The sequence below is a fragment of the Yoonia tamlensis genome, from assembly GCF_900115105.1.
GTDB classification, from domain to species: Bacteria; Pseudomonadota; Alphaproteobacteria; order Rhodobacterales; family Rhodobacteraceae; genus Yoonia; species Yoonia tamlensis.
Map to the genome: position 1 here is coordinate 2,215,651 of NZ_FOYP01000001.1, position 15,321 is coordinate 2,230,971.

Annotated in this window: 18 protein-coding genes; 4 read left to right on the forward strand and 14 right to left on the reverse strand. The window is 57.3% G+C overall.

The genetic code is table 11. The features are described 5' to 3' along the window. Positions 1-3 precede the first annotated feature (3 nt). The 3 genes from BM320_RS11335 to BM320_RS11345 all read left to right on the forward strand — a co-directional run bounded on the left by BM320_RS11335 (position 4) and on the right by BM320_RS11345 (position 3,474). The gene (locus BM320_RS11335) at positions 4-1,956 is read left to right on the forward strand and encodes an ethylmalonyl-CoA mutase (RefSeq protein ID WP_090199996.1); all 1,953 of its coding nucleotides are present in this window, start codon (positions 4-6) and stop codon (positions 1,954-1,956) included. 81 nt (positions 1,957-2,037) lie between these two features. Beyond that, complete coding sequence (gene deoD / locus BM320_RS11340; RefSeq protein ID WP_090199998.1) at positions 2,038-2,751, forward strand: purine-nucleoside phosphorylase; 714 nt, start codon at positions 2,038-2,040, stop codon at positions 2,749-2,751. A gap of 3 nt (positions 2,752-2,754) precedes the next feature. After that, on the forward strand, positions 2,755-3,474 hold the full coding sequence (locus tag BM320_RS11345) for a class I SAM-dependent DNA methyltransferase (protein WP_090200000.1): 720 nt from the start codon (positions 2,755-2,757) through the stop codon (positions 3,472-3,474). Here the strand turns inward: BM320_RS11345 and BM320_RS11350 are convergent. From BM320_RS11350 to sdhC, 10 genes are all read right to left on the reverse strand, one after another. Then, positions 3,471-4,316, reverse strand: a complete 846-nt coding sequence (locus BM320_RS11350; protein ID WP_090200608.1) for an urea carboxylase-associated family protein — start codon at positions 4,314-4,316, stop codon at positions 3,471-3,473. The two genes, BM320_RS11345 and BM320_RS11350, sit on opposite strands and share 4 nt — an antisense overlap. A gap of 38 nt (positions 4,317-4,354) precedes the next feature. Next, positions 4,355-5,389 (reverse strand): AAA family ATPase, encoded by a 1,035-nt coding sequence (locus BM320_RS16630; protein ID WP_090200002.1) that lies wholly within the window; start codon positions 5,387-5,389, stop codon positions 4,355-4,357. Next, positions 5,389-5,985: a nicotinamide riboside transporter PnuC gene (pnuC, locus tag BM320_RS11360; protein ID WP_207496876.1), complete on the reverse strand. Its 597-nt coding sequence runs from the start codon at positions 5,983-5,985 to the stop codon at positions 5,389-5,391. The genes BM320_RS16630 and pnuC overlap by 1 nt, the downstream gene beginning before the upstream one ends. 185 nt (positions 5,986-6,170) lie before the next feature. Beyond that, the gene (creD, locus tag BM320_RS11365) at positions 6,171-7,544 is read right to left on the reverse strand and encodes a cell envelope integrity protein CreD (protein WP_090200004.1); all 1,374 of its coding nucleotides are present in this window, start codon (positions 7,542-7,544) and stop codon (positions 6,171-6,173) included. A 152-nt stretch (positions 7,545-7,696) separates the two neighbouring features. Beyond that, complete coding sequence (locus BM320_RS11370; protein ID WP_090200006.1) at positions 7,697-8,476, reverse strand: succinate dehydrogenase iron-sulfur subunit; 780 nt, start codon at positions 8,474-8,476, stop codon at positions 7,697-7,699. Between the two features lie 41 nt (positions 8,477-8,517). After that, positions 8,518-8,811, reverse strand: coding sequence for a hypothetical protein (locus BM320_RS11375; protein WP_090200008.1), 294 nt, complete (start codon positions 8,809-8,811; stop codon positions 8,518-8,520). After that, on the reverse strand, positions 8,808-9,128 hold the full coding sequence (locus BM320_RS11380) for a hypothetical protein (RefSeq protein ID WP_090200010.1): 321 nt from the start codon (positions 9,126-9,128) through the stop codon (positions 8,808-8,810). Before BM320_RS11380 ends, BM320_RS11375 begins: the two co-directional genes overlap by 4 nt. Continuing rightward, positions 9,128-10,933: a succinate dehydrogenase flavoprotein subunit gene (gene sdhA / locus BM320_RS11385; protein ID WP_090200012.1), complete on the reverse strand. Its 1,806-nt coding sequence runs from the start codon at positions 10,931-10,933 to the stop codon at positions 9,128-9,130. The genes BM320_RS11380 and sdhA overlap by 1 nt, the downstream gene beginning before the upstream one ends. Positions 10,934-10,953: 20 nt before the next feature. Next, positions 10,954-11,325 (reverse strand): succinate dehydrogenase, hydrophobic membrane anchor protein, encoded by a 372-nt coding sequence (gene sdhD / locus BM320_RS11390; protein WP_090200014.1) that lies wholly within the window; start codon positions 11,323-11,325, stop codon positions 10,954-10,956. Between the two features lie 13 nt (positions 11,326-11,338). Further along, entirely contained in the window at positions 11,339-11,728 is a 390-nt protein-coding gene (sdhC, locus tag BM320_RS11395) for a succinate dehydrogenase, cytochrome b556 subunit (RefSeq protein ID WP_090200612.1), read from the reverse strand. Between the two features lie 313 nt (positions 11,729-12,041). Here sdhC and BM320_RS11400 point away from each other — a divergent pair, with 313 nt between their 5' ends. Continuing rightward, positions 12,042-12,653, forward strand: coding sequence for a hypothetical protein (locus tag BM320_RS11400; RefSeq protein WP_090200015.1), 612 nt, complete (start codon positions 12,042-12,044; stop codon positions 12,651-12,653). Between the two features lie 24 nt (positions 12,654-12,677). Here the strand turns inward: BM320_RS11400 and BM320_RS11405 are convergent, their stop codons facing one another. From BM320_RS11405 to BM320_RS11420, 4 genes are read right to left on the reverse strand one after another with little or no spacing between them, the layout of a single operon-like run. Beyond that, positions 12,678-13,703, reverse strand: a complete 1,026-nt coding sequence (locus tag BM320_RS11405) for a MaoC family dehydratase (protein ID WP_090200017.1) — start codon at positions 13,701-13,703, stop codon at positions 12,678-12,680. Beyond that, complete coding sequence (locus BM320_RS11410) at positions 13,700-13,903, reverse strand: DUF1737 domain-containing protein (RefSeq protein WP_090200019.1); 204 nt, start codon at positions 13,901-13,903, stop codon at positions 13,700-13,702. Before BM320_RS11410 ends, BM320_RS11405 begins: the two co-directional genes overlap by 4 nt. Positions 13,904-13,907: 4 nt before the next feature. Continuing rightward, positions 13,908-14,453: an NnrU family protein gene (locus tag BM320_RS11415; RefSeq protein ID WP_090200021.1), complete on the reverse strand. Its 546-nt coding sequence runs from the start codon at positions 14,451-14,453 to the stop codon at positions 13,908-13,910. After that, positions 14,450-15,292, reverse strand: coding sequence for an HpcH/HpaI aldolase/citrate lyase family protein (locus BM320_RS11420; protein ID WP_090200023.1), 843 nt, complete (start codon positions 15,290-15,292; stop codon positions 14,450-14,452). The genes BM320_RS11415 and BM320_RS11420 overlap by 4 nt, the downstream gene beginning before the upstream one ends. Positions 15,293-15,321: the final 29 nt, after the last annotated feature.

Sequence of the window (15,321 nt, forward strand, 5' to 3'; positions counted from 1 at the left end):
AAAATGTCGCACGTGCAGAAAGACCGCCCATGGCTTTTCCGGACTTATGCAGGCCATTCGACGGCTGCGGCTTCTAATGCGCTTTATCGGGGCAATCTGGCCAAAGGGCAGACCGGCCTGTCTGTCGCCTTTGATCTGCCGACGCAAACCGGATACGACAGCGACCATGTGCTTGCCAAAGGCGAAGTCGGCAAGGTTGGCGTGCCCGTTAGCCATCTGGGCGATATGCGCGCGCTGTTTGATGACATCCCGTTGGACCAGATGAACACGTCGATGACAATCAACGCGACCGCACCTTGGTTGCTGTCGCTGTATATCGCCGTGGCCGAAGAACAGGGCGCCGATATTTCCGCGCTGCAAGGCACCGTGCAAAACGACATTATCAAGGAATACCTGTCGCGCGGCACCTATATCTGCCCGCCCGAACCATCCTTGCGGATGATCACCGATGTGGCCGCCTATACCCGCGAACATCTGCCCAAATGGAACCCGATGAACGTCTGTTCCTATCACCTGCAAGAGGCAGGCGCGACACCCGAGGAAGAGCTGGCCTTTGCGCTCGCCACGGCCACCGCCGTGCTTGATGACCTGCAAGGCAAGGTGCCCGCGGAACATTTCCCTGCCATGGTCGGCCGCATTTCGTTCTTTGTGAACGCGGGCATCCGTTTCGTCACTGAGCTGTGCAAAATGCGTGCCTTTGTTGAATTATGGGATGAAATCTGCGCCACCCGTTACGGCGTTGAAGACGCGAAATACCGGCGGTTCCGCTATGGGGTGCAGGTGAACTCGCTCGGGTTGACCGAACAGCAGCCTGAAAACAACGTCTACCGCATCCTGCTGGAAACGCTTGCGGTGACCCTGTCCAAAAACGCCCGCGCCCGTGCCGTGCAACTGCCCGCATGGAACGAGGCGTTGGGTCTGCCCCGCCCTTGGGACCAACAATGGTCGCTGCGGATGCAGCAAATCTTGGCCTATGAAACCGACCTTTTGGAATTTGACGACCTGTTTGATGGCAACCCCGCAATCGACCGCAAGGTCAGCGCCCTCAAAGAAGGCGCGCGCGCAGAGCTTGCCCAGATCGACGGGATGGGCGGCGCCGTGGGCGCGATCGCCTATATGAAATCGCGTTTGGTCGAAAGCAACGCCGCCCGTATCGCCGGGATCGAGGACGGGCGCACCACGGTCGTTGGCGTCAACAAATGGCAAGCGGGCGAACCTTCGCCGCTAACGGCAGGTGACGACGCAATCATGGTCGCAGACCCAAAGGCCGAGGCCGATCAACTGGCCCGTTTGAGCGCATGGAAAACCGCGCGCGACGCGGCAGCGGTTGAAACCGCACTTGCCGCATTGCGTGGCGCGGCAAAAGACGGCAGCAACATTATGCCGCCATCAATTGCCTGCGCGCAGGCTGGCGTGACCACAGGCGAATGGGCCGATGTGATCCGCGCGGTTTTCGGGCAATACCGCGCGCCAACAGGGGTTAGCCAGAACCAGTCCAACCGGACCGAAGGGCTTGATGAACTGCGCGAACAGGTTGATCTGGTCAGCGCGGCATTGGGCCGGCGGCTCAAGTTTCTAGTAGGCAAACCGGGGCTCGACGGGCATTCCAACGGGGCCGAACAGATCGCCACCCGTGCGCGCGATTGCGGCATGGACATCACCTATGAAGGCATCCGGCTCACGCCTGATGAAATCGTCGCGGCCGCAGGCGAAAATCAGGCCCATGTCATCGGGTTGTCGATCCTTTCAGGGTCGCATGTGCCGCTGGTGCGCGATGTCATGGCGAAACTGGCCGCCGCCGAATTGACGCATATCCCCGTTATCGCGGGCGGTATTATCCCCGAAGATGACGCACGCGCGCTGCGCGAAATGGGTGTCGCCAAAGTCTATACGCCCAAAGATTTCGAGCTGAACAAGATCATGGGTGACATCGTCACATTGGTCGATCCGCGCTAGGGTGCAAAAACCTCACTTCGGGTCTCCCGCTTTGTTTGCATTCGGCATAGGCTGTTCGCAAATGCACATGGGAGACCCGCAATGACCATCCATATTGGCGCCGAAAAAGCCGACATCGCCCCAACCGTATTAATGCCCGGTGACCCGTATCGCGCGAAATGGGCGGCCGAAACATTCCTGACCGACACGCGTTGCATTAATCAGGTGCGCGGCATGTTGGGGTTCACCGGCACATGGAACGGCCACCCCGTTACGATCCAAGGGTCAGGCATGGGGATGCCGTCGCTTTCGATCTACGCCAACGAACTGATCAAGGATTTTGACGCACAAACCCTAATCCGCATCGGGTCATGTGGCGGGATGCAAAAACATGTCGGCATCCGCGATGTGATTCTGGCGATGACCGCATCAACGCTTTCCACCCCGTCGCGCGGCATTTTCAAGGAATTGAACTTTGCACCCTGTGCCGATTACGGTCTGCTGGCCGCGGCGCACGCGGCCTCCAAATCCAAGGGCGTGCCAACCCATGTCGGTGGCATTTATTCATCGGATGTTTTTTATGACGAACGCCCCGACCTGAACGAACAAATGGTCCGGCACGGTATTCTGGGTGTCGAAATGGAAGCAGCCGAACTTTACAACCTTGCGGCCCGCCACGGGCGGCGCGCGCTGGCGGTGCTGACGGTCAGCGACCACTTGATCACCCACGAGGCCCTGCCCGCCGAAGACCGCGAAAAATCCTTTGGGGACATGGTCGAAATCGCACTGCAAGCCGCTTTTGCGCCTGCTGGCTAGAATATGACCCACAACTATTTTGACAGCGATGTCGCGGGATCCTACGACCAACTGCACGGGCAAGGTGACATCGCGGGCACCGTGGACACGCTAGCAGAGCTTGCCGACAACGGTCCGATCCTTGAATTTGCGATAGGCACAGGGCGCATTGCCCTGCCGCTTGCCGCGCGCGGGTTCAAAGTGAAAGGAATCGAACTGTCGGGCGCCATGGTCGACGAGCTGCGCAAGAAAGAGGTCGGCACGCCAATGGAAATTGCCATCGGCGATATGTGCACGACACGTGTGGCGGGTGAATTTTCGCTGGTTTGTCTGGTCTTTAACACCATCGACAACCTGACCAACCAAGACGCGCAGGTCGCCTGTTTCGAAAATGCGGCCGCCCATCTGGCGGATGGCGGGCGGTTTGTGATCGAAACACTGGTGCCACCTATTCAGAAAATCCCCTTTGGCGAGACGCAGCGCGCCTTTGCTTGTGACGAAACCCATCTTGGCATCGACAGCTTTGATATCACGACGCAGCGCTATAGTTCGACCCATGTGTGGATGGATCAGGGCCAGCACAGCTATCTGAGCGTCCCGTTCCGCTATACTTGGCCAGCCGAGCTTGACCTGATGGCTCGGATCGCGGGGCTTACGCTGGAACACCGCTGGGCGGATTGGGCGAAAAGCCCGTTCACCAATCAAAGCACATCACATGTCTCGGTCTGGCGCAAAGCGCCCTAGACCCCGTGACTGCGATCATAGCCATTCTTGGCGGGCGGCACCCACCCGTTCAGGGTGCCGCTTGCGGGGCGCAAAACCTCCATGTCCAGCGGATAACAGGCGGCGGCATCGCTTGAATGCTCGGCGCTGCAATCGCCGCCCGGGCAGGCGCTTAGCACTGCAAGCAGGTCAATTTCGGCAAAGAGTTCAATGTAATCACCGGGCCGCACGGGGCTGGCCTTCATGAAATATTGGCCGGTGTCGCGGGTAAATCCGGTGCACATAAACACGTTCAACACGTCATGCACATGCGGTTCCGCCGCATCCACCCCCTGCCCCATATGCGCGGCTAAGGCGCGGGTCAGGTTGGAATGGCAACAGTGGTGATACTGCGCGCCAGACAGTAATTGCCCCGTATAGGGGTCACAGCGCGTGCCGATCACATCATGCACTGAGCCGCCATATGCGTCGATCCCGTACCAATCCAGCGTGTCATGGGTCACGGTCGCCATCGGGCGCAATGTCGGAAAAGACGACCAAAGGCGATCCCCCGTCGTGACATGCGTGCCATGCAGCGCGCGGGTCTTGCCGGAATAGAACCGTTCTGACAGGTCATTGGCATTAAACAGGTTCAAATCACCGACCTGCGGGCCATCCACCGAATGGATGCGCAAGAAATGACCGGCGGGAACGGTGATGGACGCGGCATCGCGCGGCGGCACCTGCACGCGTGTCACAGGTTCAAGCGCCGTGCGCGCCGCCTGATACAGGGCCAGATCAGCGGGTGGCAGCGTGTCGGTCGGATAGCATATCACCGGCGGGACAGCACGGCGCGCTTCTGCATCTTTGGGGGGCTTGTTCATACCAACAAGAAACAAATATTCAGCGCGCCGCACAAGGGTTATTCTGCTATTGGTGTGTGATCAGCAAAACGGCTGTAAAAATCGCCATCCAACAGATCAGACACCGCCTGTGCTGCATGGTGCTGGCGCGCCAGCCAAGTCGTATCTGCAATTTCCACCCAAGATGCGCCGACCGCCCCTAGCCAATGCTTTAGCCGCGCATGAAACCAGCGGCGTTCCTCAAGACTTGCATGGTATCTAGTACCATCATCGACCCACGCCATTTGCGGGCTAAGCAGCAGATACAGATCGGGGCGTTTCACTGTTTTCAAGCGGCTGACAAGCACGTCCGGCACCACCTCAAGCAGGGCTTCCGACCAGACGACGGTTTGCAATAGATCCGTATCTTCGATGACCACGGGGCCAGCATGTGGCGCAATTGCCGACGCCTGCGCCGCGTGACCATCCGCGATGGTCATGAAATCCTGTTCTTCCCAGTTGGCCCCTTGCTTGAACGCGGCATCATAAAAGCGACCGAACTCGGGAACAGTTTTGGTCGCAAACTGATCACCCAGCACTTTCGCCAACGTCGATTTTCCCGTGCTTTCAGGCCCGATCAACGTGAGACGCTTTTGCAGATGGCGACGGACAGGTGCGGGAATGTGACCCCAGTTTTGTCCGGCGTCGCTGCGGATAACGGTCCCTGATACGGGCACGGTTTGACGTTCAAGATCGACGATGAACGGTTTGGCGTCCAGCGCTTGCGCCAGCGGATAGATATATTCTTCGGAACCGAAAACATAGTCGATCGGCTTTGGATGGTGCTCGGTTATTGTGTCCGTCCAAATACGCCAGAAATCGGGGTGGTCATCAGGGGTTTGAGGAATGTCGCGGTGCATGTGGACGACATTGCAGTTTGTACCATTCAGGCATTCGCGCATCCATTCAGCGCGCAGGAACCCGTCAATCGGCTCTGCATCATGGCTACACACAAAAACAGTGAGCTCATCAACAAAGCGGGCGGCAACGTCGCATACGAATAGGTGTCCGTTATGCACGGGCATGAACTTTCCTAGAAAAAAGCCTCTTAGCATCAGTGCGCGTTTTCAATTTTGACGCGGCGCCACTGGACGTAGCCCGCGACAGCCAAGCCAAGGAAAACAACGTAAAGCGCGGCAGTTGGCACCAGGTCTCTGGTATAGAAAAGCCCGATTGCCAATAGATCAACGGCAATCCACAAAATCCAGCTTTCCAAATGGCGGCGCGACATCAACAACTGTGCGGTCACACTAAGAGCCGCAACAGCGGCATCCCATCGCGGCGCCGCGGCGTCTGTGTAGGTAGCCATCAGCGCGCTGATCACGAACCAAGCAACAGCTGTCGCAGCCAGATATACGGCAAACCCTGCCCGCGCCAGCGGAACAACCCGCACACGCCCATCAGCAGCACGCCCATTTACCCAGTTCCACAAACCATAGAATTGAATGACGAAAAAATAGACCTGCAAAATCGCATCACTGTAAAGTTTGTATTCAAGGAATATGAAAAAATAGAGCACCACCAACAGGAAGCCGAAAGGATAATTCCAGATAGAGCGCCGGATGATCAACCCGACATTCACAAGACCGCAGGCCACCGCGACCCATTCGATCAGCGATCCGCCTACCATACCAAAGAAAAAATCGGTCATGCGTCATGCCTTAATGAAAATGGAACCGCTTTTTCTCAGACCACAGCACTGGCGGTGTGACAAGTGGCATCTGCCGCTACAAGGTTTCGTTCATTCAAGAAAATCAAAACATTACGGCGCGCTACAGTTTCTTGTCGGGCGATACTGCGCCCAAGGCGACAAACATGCAGCGCGCCGCACAAGGGCTATTGCGGACTATCGGGCGATGGCTTGGCTTTGCGGGCAAACCAGCGCCCTGACCCGCCGTTGCCGTGCCAGTCTTCGTTACGGGTGGCGATCATTGTGCCTGCAAGTGCTGCAAAGGCCAGCGTCGCCCCCGCCAATAGCGCGTAATCAGCCGACCGCAAGATCATGTAAAGCAGCCCGTAAAGCACAACCAGCATCGTGCCGAAAATCCAGACGCGCCGCCCAAGCCGCAGCCCCGTGATGCCATAGATCACAAGCAACCCAATCGTCGCAGCCGACGCAAGCCCGTAAGCGGCGGCAAAGCCGATCTGTTCGGCATAGGCCACCATCAGAAGCGAAAATATCGCCTGCGCCAACCCGATCAGGATATATTGCACCGGATGCGCACGGCGTGATTGCCCCATTTCAATCAGCATCACGGTCAAAAATGTCAGTGCAATAAATAAAATGCCATATTTGGCTGCGCGATACGCCTTTTGATAGAAATCATTGGGCTGGTAATAGCGCACACCGAAACCCGCACGCTGCGCTGAAAGCATCGGGTTTTCGCGTGAAACCTGCGGCAGGTTGCGCGCCAGATGCGGGATCGCCCATTCGGCAACAAACCCGTCTTCGGTAATGCTGCGCGCATTTGGCAAATAGGCCCCGTCAAAGCTCGGGTGTGGCCAGTCGCTTGTCATTGTGACATTGGTGCTGCGCCCAACGGGCGTAAGCGACAGGCTCTCGGCGCCATTAAACCCGAGCACAAGCTGATAGCCCCCTACACCGCGCGGATCACCCGTTGCGGAACGGATGCCTTGCAGCCCCTCGCCTGTTGTCGGCTCTAGCCGCAAATCCCGCGCGCCTGCACGCAAGGATGCAGCGCCGCGCAGCGCCTTATTGGCAGATAGCCCCAATTGAATATCGCCACGGTCCCAAAGAATTTCTTCGCCAGCAGCCAGATCCGTTTCCAGATCATCCAGAACAAAGTCAAAGTCGATGCGCAGCTCAGCGCTATAAACAGGTACTTCGAACACCCCCCGCCGCCGGACTTCGCTGGTGGATTGCACGGTGACATCATAGCGGTCTGGCAAAATATAGATTGGGGATTTGGCCACAATGCTGGTCACCTCATATGTTTCGGCGGAGACTTGCCCCGTGCGCGGATCAACCACATCGCGGGTTTCCTTGCGGGTTACGGGGCCTTGCACAGGCAGGATCAGCACCGGCCCGTTCACCATCTGCCGCCCACCCCATTCCGCGCCCACCGATCGCACGGTTTCGCGGCTGTAATCCGCACGCGATTTGACGACTTCGCCGACCATGGCCAGCGGAATATACATAAATAGGGCCAAGACCCCCACGATCAAAAATCGCGCACCCGGAGATTTCATTCGATTGCTTCCTTCATTTCATTTGCCCCGCCACGCTAGGCGGCCGCTGTGGAAATGATCGGGGTGGCATAAGCAGAATTTGTGCAGGGTAGGGTAGATACGCAAAACGGCAGCGCGATGCGCTGCCGTTTCATATTGTCACCTTGGGCGGTTTAAACGATCCGGTCGACCATCATGCCTTTGATATGCGCGATTGCCTTGGCGGGGTTCAGACCCTTGGGGCAGGTTTTCGCGCAGTTCATAATCGTGTGGCAGCGGTACAGTTTGAACGGATCTTCCAGATCGTCTAGACGTTCGCCGGTGGCCTCGTCGCGGCTGTCGATAATCCAGCGGTAGGCGTGCAACAGGGCCGCCGGTCCAAGGTACCGGTCGCTGTTCCACCAATAAGACGGGCAGGATGTGGAACAAGACGCGCACATCACACATTCATAAAGCCCGTCGAGTTTCTTGCGGTCTTCGATTGACTGCTTCCATTCTTTGGCGGGGCGGTTTGTTTTGGTTTCCAGCCACGGCATGATCGACGCGTGCTGGGCGTAGAAATGTGTCAGATCGGGGATCAGATCCTTGACCACCGGCATATGTGGCAGCGGATAGATTTTCACATCGCCCTTGATTTCATCCAGTCCGTAAATACAGGCCAGCGTGTTGATCCCGTCAACGTTCATCGCACAGGACCCGCAGATACCTTCACGGCAGGACCGGCGGAAGGTCAGGGTCGGGTCGATTTCGTTCTTGATCTTGATCAGCACGTCCAGAACCATCGGGCCGCAGCTATCCATATCAACGAAATATGTGTCCAACTGCGGGTTTTTCCCGTCATCGGGGTTCCAGCGGTAAATCTGCACCTTGCGCAGATTGGTCGCGCCTTCGGGTTTTGGCCATGTCTTGCCCACCGTCATGCGGGAATTCTTGGGGAGTGTCAGTTGCACCATCGTGATGTTCCTTCCGATACGGACAGATTGCCCGAAAATTCTTACAATGACCGCAGCCGCGCAGGGCGGATGGGGGTTTCGCCGGTCAATTCAATGACGCAGCTTTCATAGACTTCTTGCGGGTCGCGTCCGCGCAGAAAATCGCCGGACAGGCCGATGTTGATCCCTGTGGACACGCCGGAATTGCTGTTCACGCCGACGCTGACCCCACCTGTCGGGGCTTGGGCCGCGCGGGCGCGTTCCTCGCAACGCGCGGCTGCTTCTTCGGGGGTGGGCGGTGTTGCCGCGCAGCCTGCCAAAGTGGCGATCAGAACAATGCCAAAAGCGCGGATCATAGCGCGATCCCCAAATAGCTGCTGGCCGCACAACGTTGCGTTTCTGGGCGGCTTGCAATGGCCACAACCAGATCCGTTGTTTGCTGGCTGGTGCCGACAACCGCCGCTTCGGCAATCGTGACAATTTCCGCGCCCGATGCATTGTCGATAATGCAATCCGTCACCGGCGTTGCATCAACACCCGGAAATTTGGACGCGACCACGTTGTTCACCACGCCTTTGGCGGCATGACGGGCAAGCGCATCGCCGGATGCGCCCATATCTTGCATACAGCCCGACAGGGCCAGCGCAGCAATGGTAAGTCCGATGATCCGCATCAGAATGTCCGCTCTTTTGGAGCGATCTTGGCTTCGGAAATTCCGCCTTCGGCTTCGGTGGTCAGACCTTTAGTAATCACCGGACGGTGGCTCAATTTCACCTTGTTACCGTCAACATGGCTGATCGTGTGAACACGCCAGTTTTTGTCGTCGCGCGTTGAATAATCTTCATGCGCATGTGCGCCGCGGCTTTCTTTGCGGGCCTCGGCGCCAACAATCGTAGCAAGCGCGTTTGGCATCAGGTTGGTCAGCTCGAGCGTTTCCATCAGGTCAGAGTTCCAGACCATGCTGCGGTCGGTGACCTTCAGATCATCCACCTTGCCTGCAATCGCGGTCATCTTCTCAACGCCTTCGGCCAGCGTTTTATCGGTACGGAACACCGCCGCGTCCGCTTGCATCGCTTTTTGCATCTCAAGCCGCAGCTCCGCAGTCGCGACATTGCCTTTGGCATGGCGCAAACCGTCGAAACGATCAAAACACGCGTCAACAGATGACTGGTTCAATGTCGGGTTCGGCGCATTGCGATCCACAACTTCACCTGCGCGGATCGCGGCGGCACGGCCAAAGACCACAAGGTCAATAAGCGAGTTCGACCCAAGGCGGTTTGCGCCGTGCACGGATGCACAGCCCGCTTCGCCAACGGCCATCAGACCTGGCACAACGGCGTTGGGGTCTTTCTTGGTGGGGTTCAGCACCTCACCAAAATAGTTCGTCGGAATACCGCCCATGTTATAGTGCACCGTTGGCAGAACAGGAATTGGTTCTTTGGTCACGTCGACACCTGCAAAAATCTTGGCGGATTCCGAAATGCCTGGCAGGCGTTCGGCAAGCGCCTCGGCTGGCAGGTGGTTAAGGTTCAGGTGAATGTGATCACCGCCCGCACCCACGCCGCGCCCTTCGCGGATTTCCATCGTCATACAGCGGCTGACATAATCGCGCGGGGCAAGGTCTTTGTAGTTCGGGGCGTAACGCTCCATGAACCGCTCGCCCTCGGAATTGGTAAGATACCCGCCTTCGCCGCGCGCGCCTTCGGTAATCAGGCAGCCCGCGCCGTAAATGCCGGTCGGGTGGAATTGCACGAATTCCATGTCCTGCAATGGTAGACCCTGACGGGCCACCATGCCGCCGCCGTCACCGGTACAAGTGTGCGCAGATGTGGCCGAGAAATAGGCGCGGCCATAGCCGCCCGTCGCCAGAACAACGGTTTTCGCGTTGAACACATGCATTGTGCCATCATCAAGCTTCCATGCGATCACGCCTTGGCAGATGCCATCATCGGACATGATCAGATCAAGCGCGAAATATTCGATATAGAATTCAGCCTGCTGTTTCAGCGACTGACCATAAAGCGTGTGCAAGATCGCGTGACCGGTCCGGTCAGCAGCAGCACAGGTGCGCTGTACGGGCGGGCCTTCACCGAATTCGGTGGTGTGGCCGCCAAACGGGCGCTGGTAAATTTTGCCTTCTTCGGTGCGCGAAAACGGCACGCCGTAATGTTCCAGCTCGTAAACCGCTTTCGGGGCCTCGCGCGCCAGATATTCCATCGCATCGGTGTCACCCAGCCAGTCGGACCCTTTGACGGTGTCATACATATGCCACTGCCAGCTATCGGGGCCCATGTTGCCAAGTGACGCCGCAATGCCGCCCTGCGCCGCAACAGTGTGCGAGCGGGTAGGAAACACTTTGGATATACAGGCCGTGCGCAGACCCTGTTCAGCCAGACCAAGCGTCGCGCGCAGACCGGCACCGCCAGCACCAACCACGATCGCGTCATAGGTATGGGTTTCGTATTCGTATGCAGCCATTGTTTTGTTGCTCCGCAGAATTAAAGGGCGATGCGCACAATTGCGAAGATCGCAAAGGCAGCAGCAGAATAAGACAGGCAGTTCACGCCGATGATCAGGAACTGGCGGGTGTGGCCGCCGGTATAATCCTCGATGGTGGAACGGGCGCCATTGGCAAAGTGGTTAAAGCCCACCAGCATTGTCAGGATCGCAATGATCGCAGGGAACGGGCGCTGGTAATAGGCAAGGACCTCTTCATAAGGGGACCCGAGGATCGCGCCGAATGAAAAGATGAACATGATCACCAGCGGCAACAGCGCCACAGAGGTGATTGTCATATGCCAGTGATGTTCGGTGCCGGTTCTCGCAGAGCCAAGACCAGCAGCGCGTTTACGGTCAGTGATAAATCGCATGATCCGCCCCCCCCTAAAGTACGATGACGACAAAAATCGTCAGCAAAACGGACCCGACCAACGCGGCCTGCGCGTACATTTCGGATTGATCCACCTCAAGCATCCGGCCTGAATCCCAGATCAGGTGCCGCACGCCAAACAACATGTGATAAAACATCGCCCAAGTGGACAAGAACAGCACCAGATCGCCAAACCAGCTGGTCACAAAACCATTTGCGGTTGCGAATGCCTCGGGGCCGGTTGCCGCGGCAACAAACCACCAGACGATCAACAAGGAAGCGACCAGCAATGACAGTCCGGTGATCCGCGTAAAGATCGACGACATCGATGTCCACTGTGGGCGGTAATACTGCCCGATCATGAACGGAGACAGAGGACGGTTGTCCTGTTTATTGTCGGCCATGAATGTTCCCTTCTTTGGCTTGGCTGCCATTTCGGTCGCGCCTTTTGGTCATTTCTGCACCAGTTTTCGCCCAGAGTCACGCAAAGTAAGATGCATAAACCGTGAATAATTGACGCATATTTGAGAAATGTCACAATTTGTGATCACACATTTTTTCCATGTGATCACAAAAGAAAGGATGAGTAATTTGGTCGGAATTAACATCAGGCATGCATTCCTCTCAGACCTACAGAGCGGATGCGCTTGCCCAAATTGACTTATGCTGCGCGCTGGACCAAGGTCGGCTTAATTGATGCCACGCAGATACCTGTCAATGGAACAAATATTTACCAGCAATTCAGAGCAATCAGTGGAAGCGGATACTGGCATTATCAGATACCGAGACGAGACCTCACTACGTTTCAGGGTGTTCGTTACGCTGGTCGTGATCCCGTTCATGGTCATCCTGGCAATAGTTTTCATTTCTGTTTTTGGACTGTTCGGAAGCGATGCCTTGGATTTGATTGTGCCCATCCTGCAAGGCGACTTCACCCGCTTGGACGATTTTCTGGGTTATTTGGTCGTGCTGTTGCTAGCTGTCTGCGTACCCGGCGCATTTATCTATGCTTCTATAAGCCAAGGCATTCTCGCTCCAAACATTGTTGTCACTTTTGACTCGAACCTCGGCATTGTTTCGGTACAGCGGGAATTACCTTGGTTCGGCACAAGTGAAACAGAATATTCATTCAACGATGTTGAAGCCATTGAACTGGACACCCGTTTTCGGACAACCAGTGAAATGAACGAAATCTCGCTTCGTATTCGCGGCGTCAGGCGGCCGCTCGTCTTGGTCGCTGTTTTTAGCGCGCAGCATACGACGCAGGAGTTTCAAAAGCTCAAGGCGTTACTCGGCGATGATGGGGGTTGTCGATTTGTCACACGCTGAACGCTCAATGGCCCAAGCTTTTGCTCATTCTGGCATCAACGCCCAATAATCCAGATCAAGCAGCACATCGGGGTGATATTTCCCGTCATCTGTACGTAAAACACCCGCCGCGCCTTTGGTCGCGACCAGCCGTAGCCGGATCGCGCCGACGCCCGGTGCCGGTGTTTCGGCGATATCTAGAACCTCGGACCATGCCCGCACAGTATCGCCGGCAAAACACGGGTTCGCGTGGGCACCACCATTCAGCGCCACGATCATCTGCGCATTGGCCAAGCCGTTGAACGACAGCGCCCGCGCCATTGAAATCACGTGCCCGCCATAGATAAGGCGTTTGCCATCAGGCCGGTTGGTCGCGTCAAAATGCACCTTGGCCGTGTTCTGCCACAGACGCGTGGCGAGCATATGTTCGGCCTCTTCGATGGTCACACCGTCAACATGGTCGATGACTTCACCAACCGCATAGTCAGACAGGCGGTGCGGTTCCCCAGCCAGCGCAAAATCATAGGCGCTGAAATCAAGCCCGCGCGGGATCACCAGATCAGCAGCCGCAACGGCGCTGCGCAATTCGGGGATCACTGTTTCAGGCGCGGGACCTTGCCCGCGTTTGCGCACCATCACCCAACGCACATAGGACATCAGCACTTCGCCATGCTGGTTGCGGCCCGTTGTGCGCACCCAGACCACACCGCTTTTGCCGTTCGAATTCTGCTTGACGCCGATCACCTCGGACGTGGCGGTGATTGTATCACCGGGCCAAAGCGGCGTTTCCCAGCGGCCTTCGGCATAGCCCAGATTGGCCACCGCGTTCAGCGAAACATCGGGCACCGTTTTGCCAAACACCGTGTGAAAGGTCACAAGATCATCAAGCGGGCTGAACGGCAGGCCGCAGCTTTGCGCAAATTGATCCGACGAATGCAACGCGTGGCGCGCGGGGTAAAGCGCGTGATACAACGCGCGCTCGCCCATCTTGATCGTGCGCGGCACGGCATGTGTGATCACATCGCCAACGGTGTAATCTTCGAAAAACCGGCCCGCGTTTGTCTTGCTCATTGCTGGCCCAACTTCATATCTGGCGAATAGGGTGTATCAATATCTTTGGTCACGGCCTGCCCGCAACGCATCACCCCGTTGGCGTGATCGAACGCATAGGTCGGGCTGCCGTGCAATTCCCACCCTTTGGACAGGGCGAGCGATACTTTGTGGCAAAACGCCGATGTGTCATCTTCGGTCAGAAGGCGGTAGATTTTCATGGTCCTATCCAAACGGGTTATAGCCCAGCGCCATATGTACGCCTGCCACAACGGCAAAGACGATCACGGTCGCGATCAAGGCAGTGATTTCTTTTTTCATTGGCACGGTCGGGCCCGGCGTCCAATCGGGCTGCGCGCGGTTGATCAACTGGATCTCGGAGCTGGCCCAAACCAGCATCCCGCCAAACAAAATGATCGAGGCCGCATCCCCATTCACCAGCATATGCGCAAGCGCCCAGACCATCACGGCAGTCAGTTGCGGGTGGCGGATATACTGTGTGATCCGCGCCTTTGATCCGGATGCCGCAAAAAGGTAGAATGACAGCAACATCAACAGGTTGTTGATACCCGTCAGCGCTGGCGTGCGGCCCCAATAGTACGCCCCTTCGGCCATCCGGTAGCCGATGATCATCAAGATCAGCCCGGCACCTGCGCCAATGGCCACATACATCTTGCCCTTTTCACCGAATTTGGCGCGGTGCGCAGGGGCAAGCCGTTTCCAGAAATGCGCCAGAACCCAAAGGGCAAGGCCAAGTATCAATAGTGTCATGTTGTCTCCAATGCGGCGATGGCGTCAGCTTTGGCCAAGGTCGCGCGTGCGGTGACAATATGCAAGTTCTCAACGATGCGCCCGTCCACAACGGCAACGCCCTGCCCTTCGGCGGCGGCGGCATCAAAGGCGGCAATCTGGCGGCGGGCCAGATCGATATCCTCGGCGCTTGGGCCAAAGGCCGCATTGGTGATCGCGATTTGCGCCGGATGGATCAGGGTTTTTCCATCAAACCCCATATCGCGACCTTGCGCACATTCGGCACGCAGCCCGTCGTCATCTTTGAACGCATTATAAACACCGTCCAGAACCACAATCCCCGCAGCCTTGGCCGCCAGCACACAAAGCTGAAGCGATGTGACCATCGCCGCGCGCCCCCGCGCATGCAGGTCTTTGGCCAGATCATTCGTGCCCAGCACAAACCCTGCCATACGCGGATGCGCGGCGATGCTTGCCGCGTTCAGAATACCCTGCGGCGTTTCCATCATCGCCCAGATCGGCAGGTCAGGGATCAGCGCGGCCAGTGCATCAAGATCAGCCACGCTGTTCACCTTTGGCAAAAGCACCGCATCGCAATCCATCGCCGCGATGGCCGCCGCATCATCCGCGCCCCAGTCCGTATCCAGCCCGTTCATCCGCACGATTTTCAGGCGCGGCCCATAGCCGCCCTGCGCCAGCGCATCGGCCAAGGTACTGCGCGCTTCGGCCTTCGCATCGGGCGAAACTGCGTCTTCGAGATCGAACAGGATCGCGTCCACAGGCAAGCCCCGCGCTTTATCCAGCGCGCGTGGTTTTGAGCCAGGAATGTAAAGGGCTGAACGAAAGGGGCGGGTATGCATGATCTGTCCTCGCAATAAAGTTGCGCACA

What these genes read in the sequence shown, in the direction of transcription:
- BM320_RS11380 (WP_090200010.1), bottom strand. Translation starts at nt 9,128, where the DNA reads ATGCGGATCATCGGACTTACCATTGCTGCGCTGGCCCTGTCGGGCTGT.
- sdhA (WP_090200012.1), bottom strand. Translation starts at nt 10,933, where the DNA reads ATGGCTGCATACGAATACGAAACCCATACCTATGACGCGATCGTGGTT.
- BM320_RS11335 (WP_090199996.1), top strand. Translation starts at nt 4, where the DNA reads ATGTCGCACGTGCAGAAAGACCGCCCATGGCTTTTCCGGACTTATGCA.
- BM320_RS11375 (WP_090200008.1), bottom strand. Translation starts at nt 8,811, where the DNA reads ATGATCCGCGCTTTTGGCATTGTTCTGATCGCCACTTTGGCAGGCTGC.
- sdhD (WP_090200014.1), bottom strand. Translation starts at nt 11,325, where the DNA reads ATGCGATTTATCACTGACCGTAAACGCGCTGCTGGTCTTGGCTCTGCG.
- BM320_RS11410 (WP_090200019.1), bottom strand. Translation starts at nt 13,903, where the DNA reads ATGAAAATCTACCGCCTTCTGACCGAAGATGACACATCGGCGTTTTGC.
- BM320_RS11420 (WP_090200023.1), bottom strand. Translation starts at nt 15,292, where the DNA reads ATGCATACCCGCCCCTTTCGTTCAGCCCTTTACATTCCTGGCTCAAAA.
- BM320_RS11350 (WP_090200608.1), bottom strand. Translation starts at nt 4,316, where the DNA reads ATGAACAAGCCCCCCAAAGATGCAGAAGCGCGCCGTGCTGTCCCGCCG.
- deoD (WP_090199998.1), top strand. Translation starts at nt 2,038, where the DNA reads ATGACCATCCATATTGGCGCCGAAAAAGCCGACATCGCCCCAACCGTA.
- pnuC (WP_207496876.1), bottom strand. Translation starts at nt 5,985, where the DNA reads ATGACCGATTTTTTCTTTGGTATGGTAGGCGGATCGCTGATCGAATGG.
- BM320_RS11345 (WP_090200000.1), top strand. Translation starts at nt 2,755, where the DNA reads ATGACCCACAACTATTTTGACAGCGATGTCGCGGGATCCTACGACCAA.
- BM320_RS11415 (WP_090200021.1), bottom strand. Translation starts at nt 14,453, where the DNA reads ATGACACTATTGATACTTGGCCTTGCCCTTTGGGTTCTGGCGCATTTC.
- BM320_RS11400 (WP_090200015.1), top strand. Translation starts at nt 12,042, where the DNA reads ATGGAACAAATATTTACCAGCAATTCAGAGCAATCAGTGGAAGCGGAT.
- sdhC (WP_090200612.1), bottom strand. Translation starts at nt 11,728, where the DNA reads ATGGCCGACAATAAACAGGACAACCGTCCTCTGTCTCCGTTCATGATC.
- BM320_RS11405 (WP_090200017.1), bottom strand. Translation starts at nt 13,703, where the DNA reads ATGAGCAAGACAAACGCGGGCCGGTTTTTCGAAGATTACACCGTTGGC.
- BM320_RS11370 (WP_090200006.1), bottom strand. Translation starts at nt 8,476, where the DNA reads ATGGTGCAACTGACACTCCCCAAGAATTCCCGCATGACGGTGGGCAAG.
- BM320_RS16630 (WP_090200002.1), bottom strand. Translation starts at nt 5,389, where the DNA reads ATGCTAAGAGGCTTTTTTCTAGGAAAGTTCATGCCCGTGCATAACGGA.
- creD (WP_090200004.1), bottom strand. Translation starts at nt 7,544, where the DNA reads ATGAAATCTCCGGGTGCGCGATTTTTGATCGTGGGGGTCTTGGCCCTA.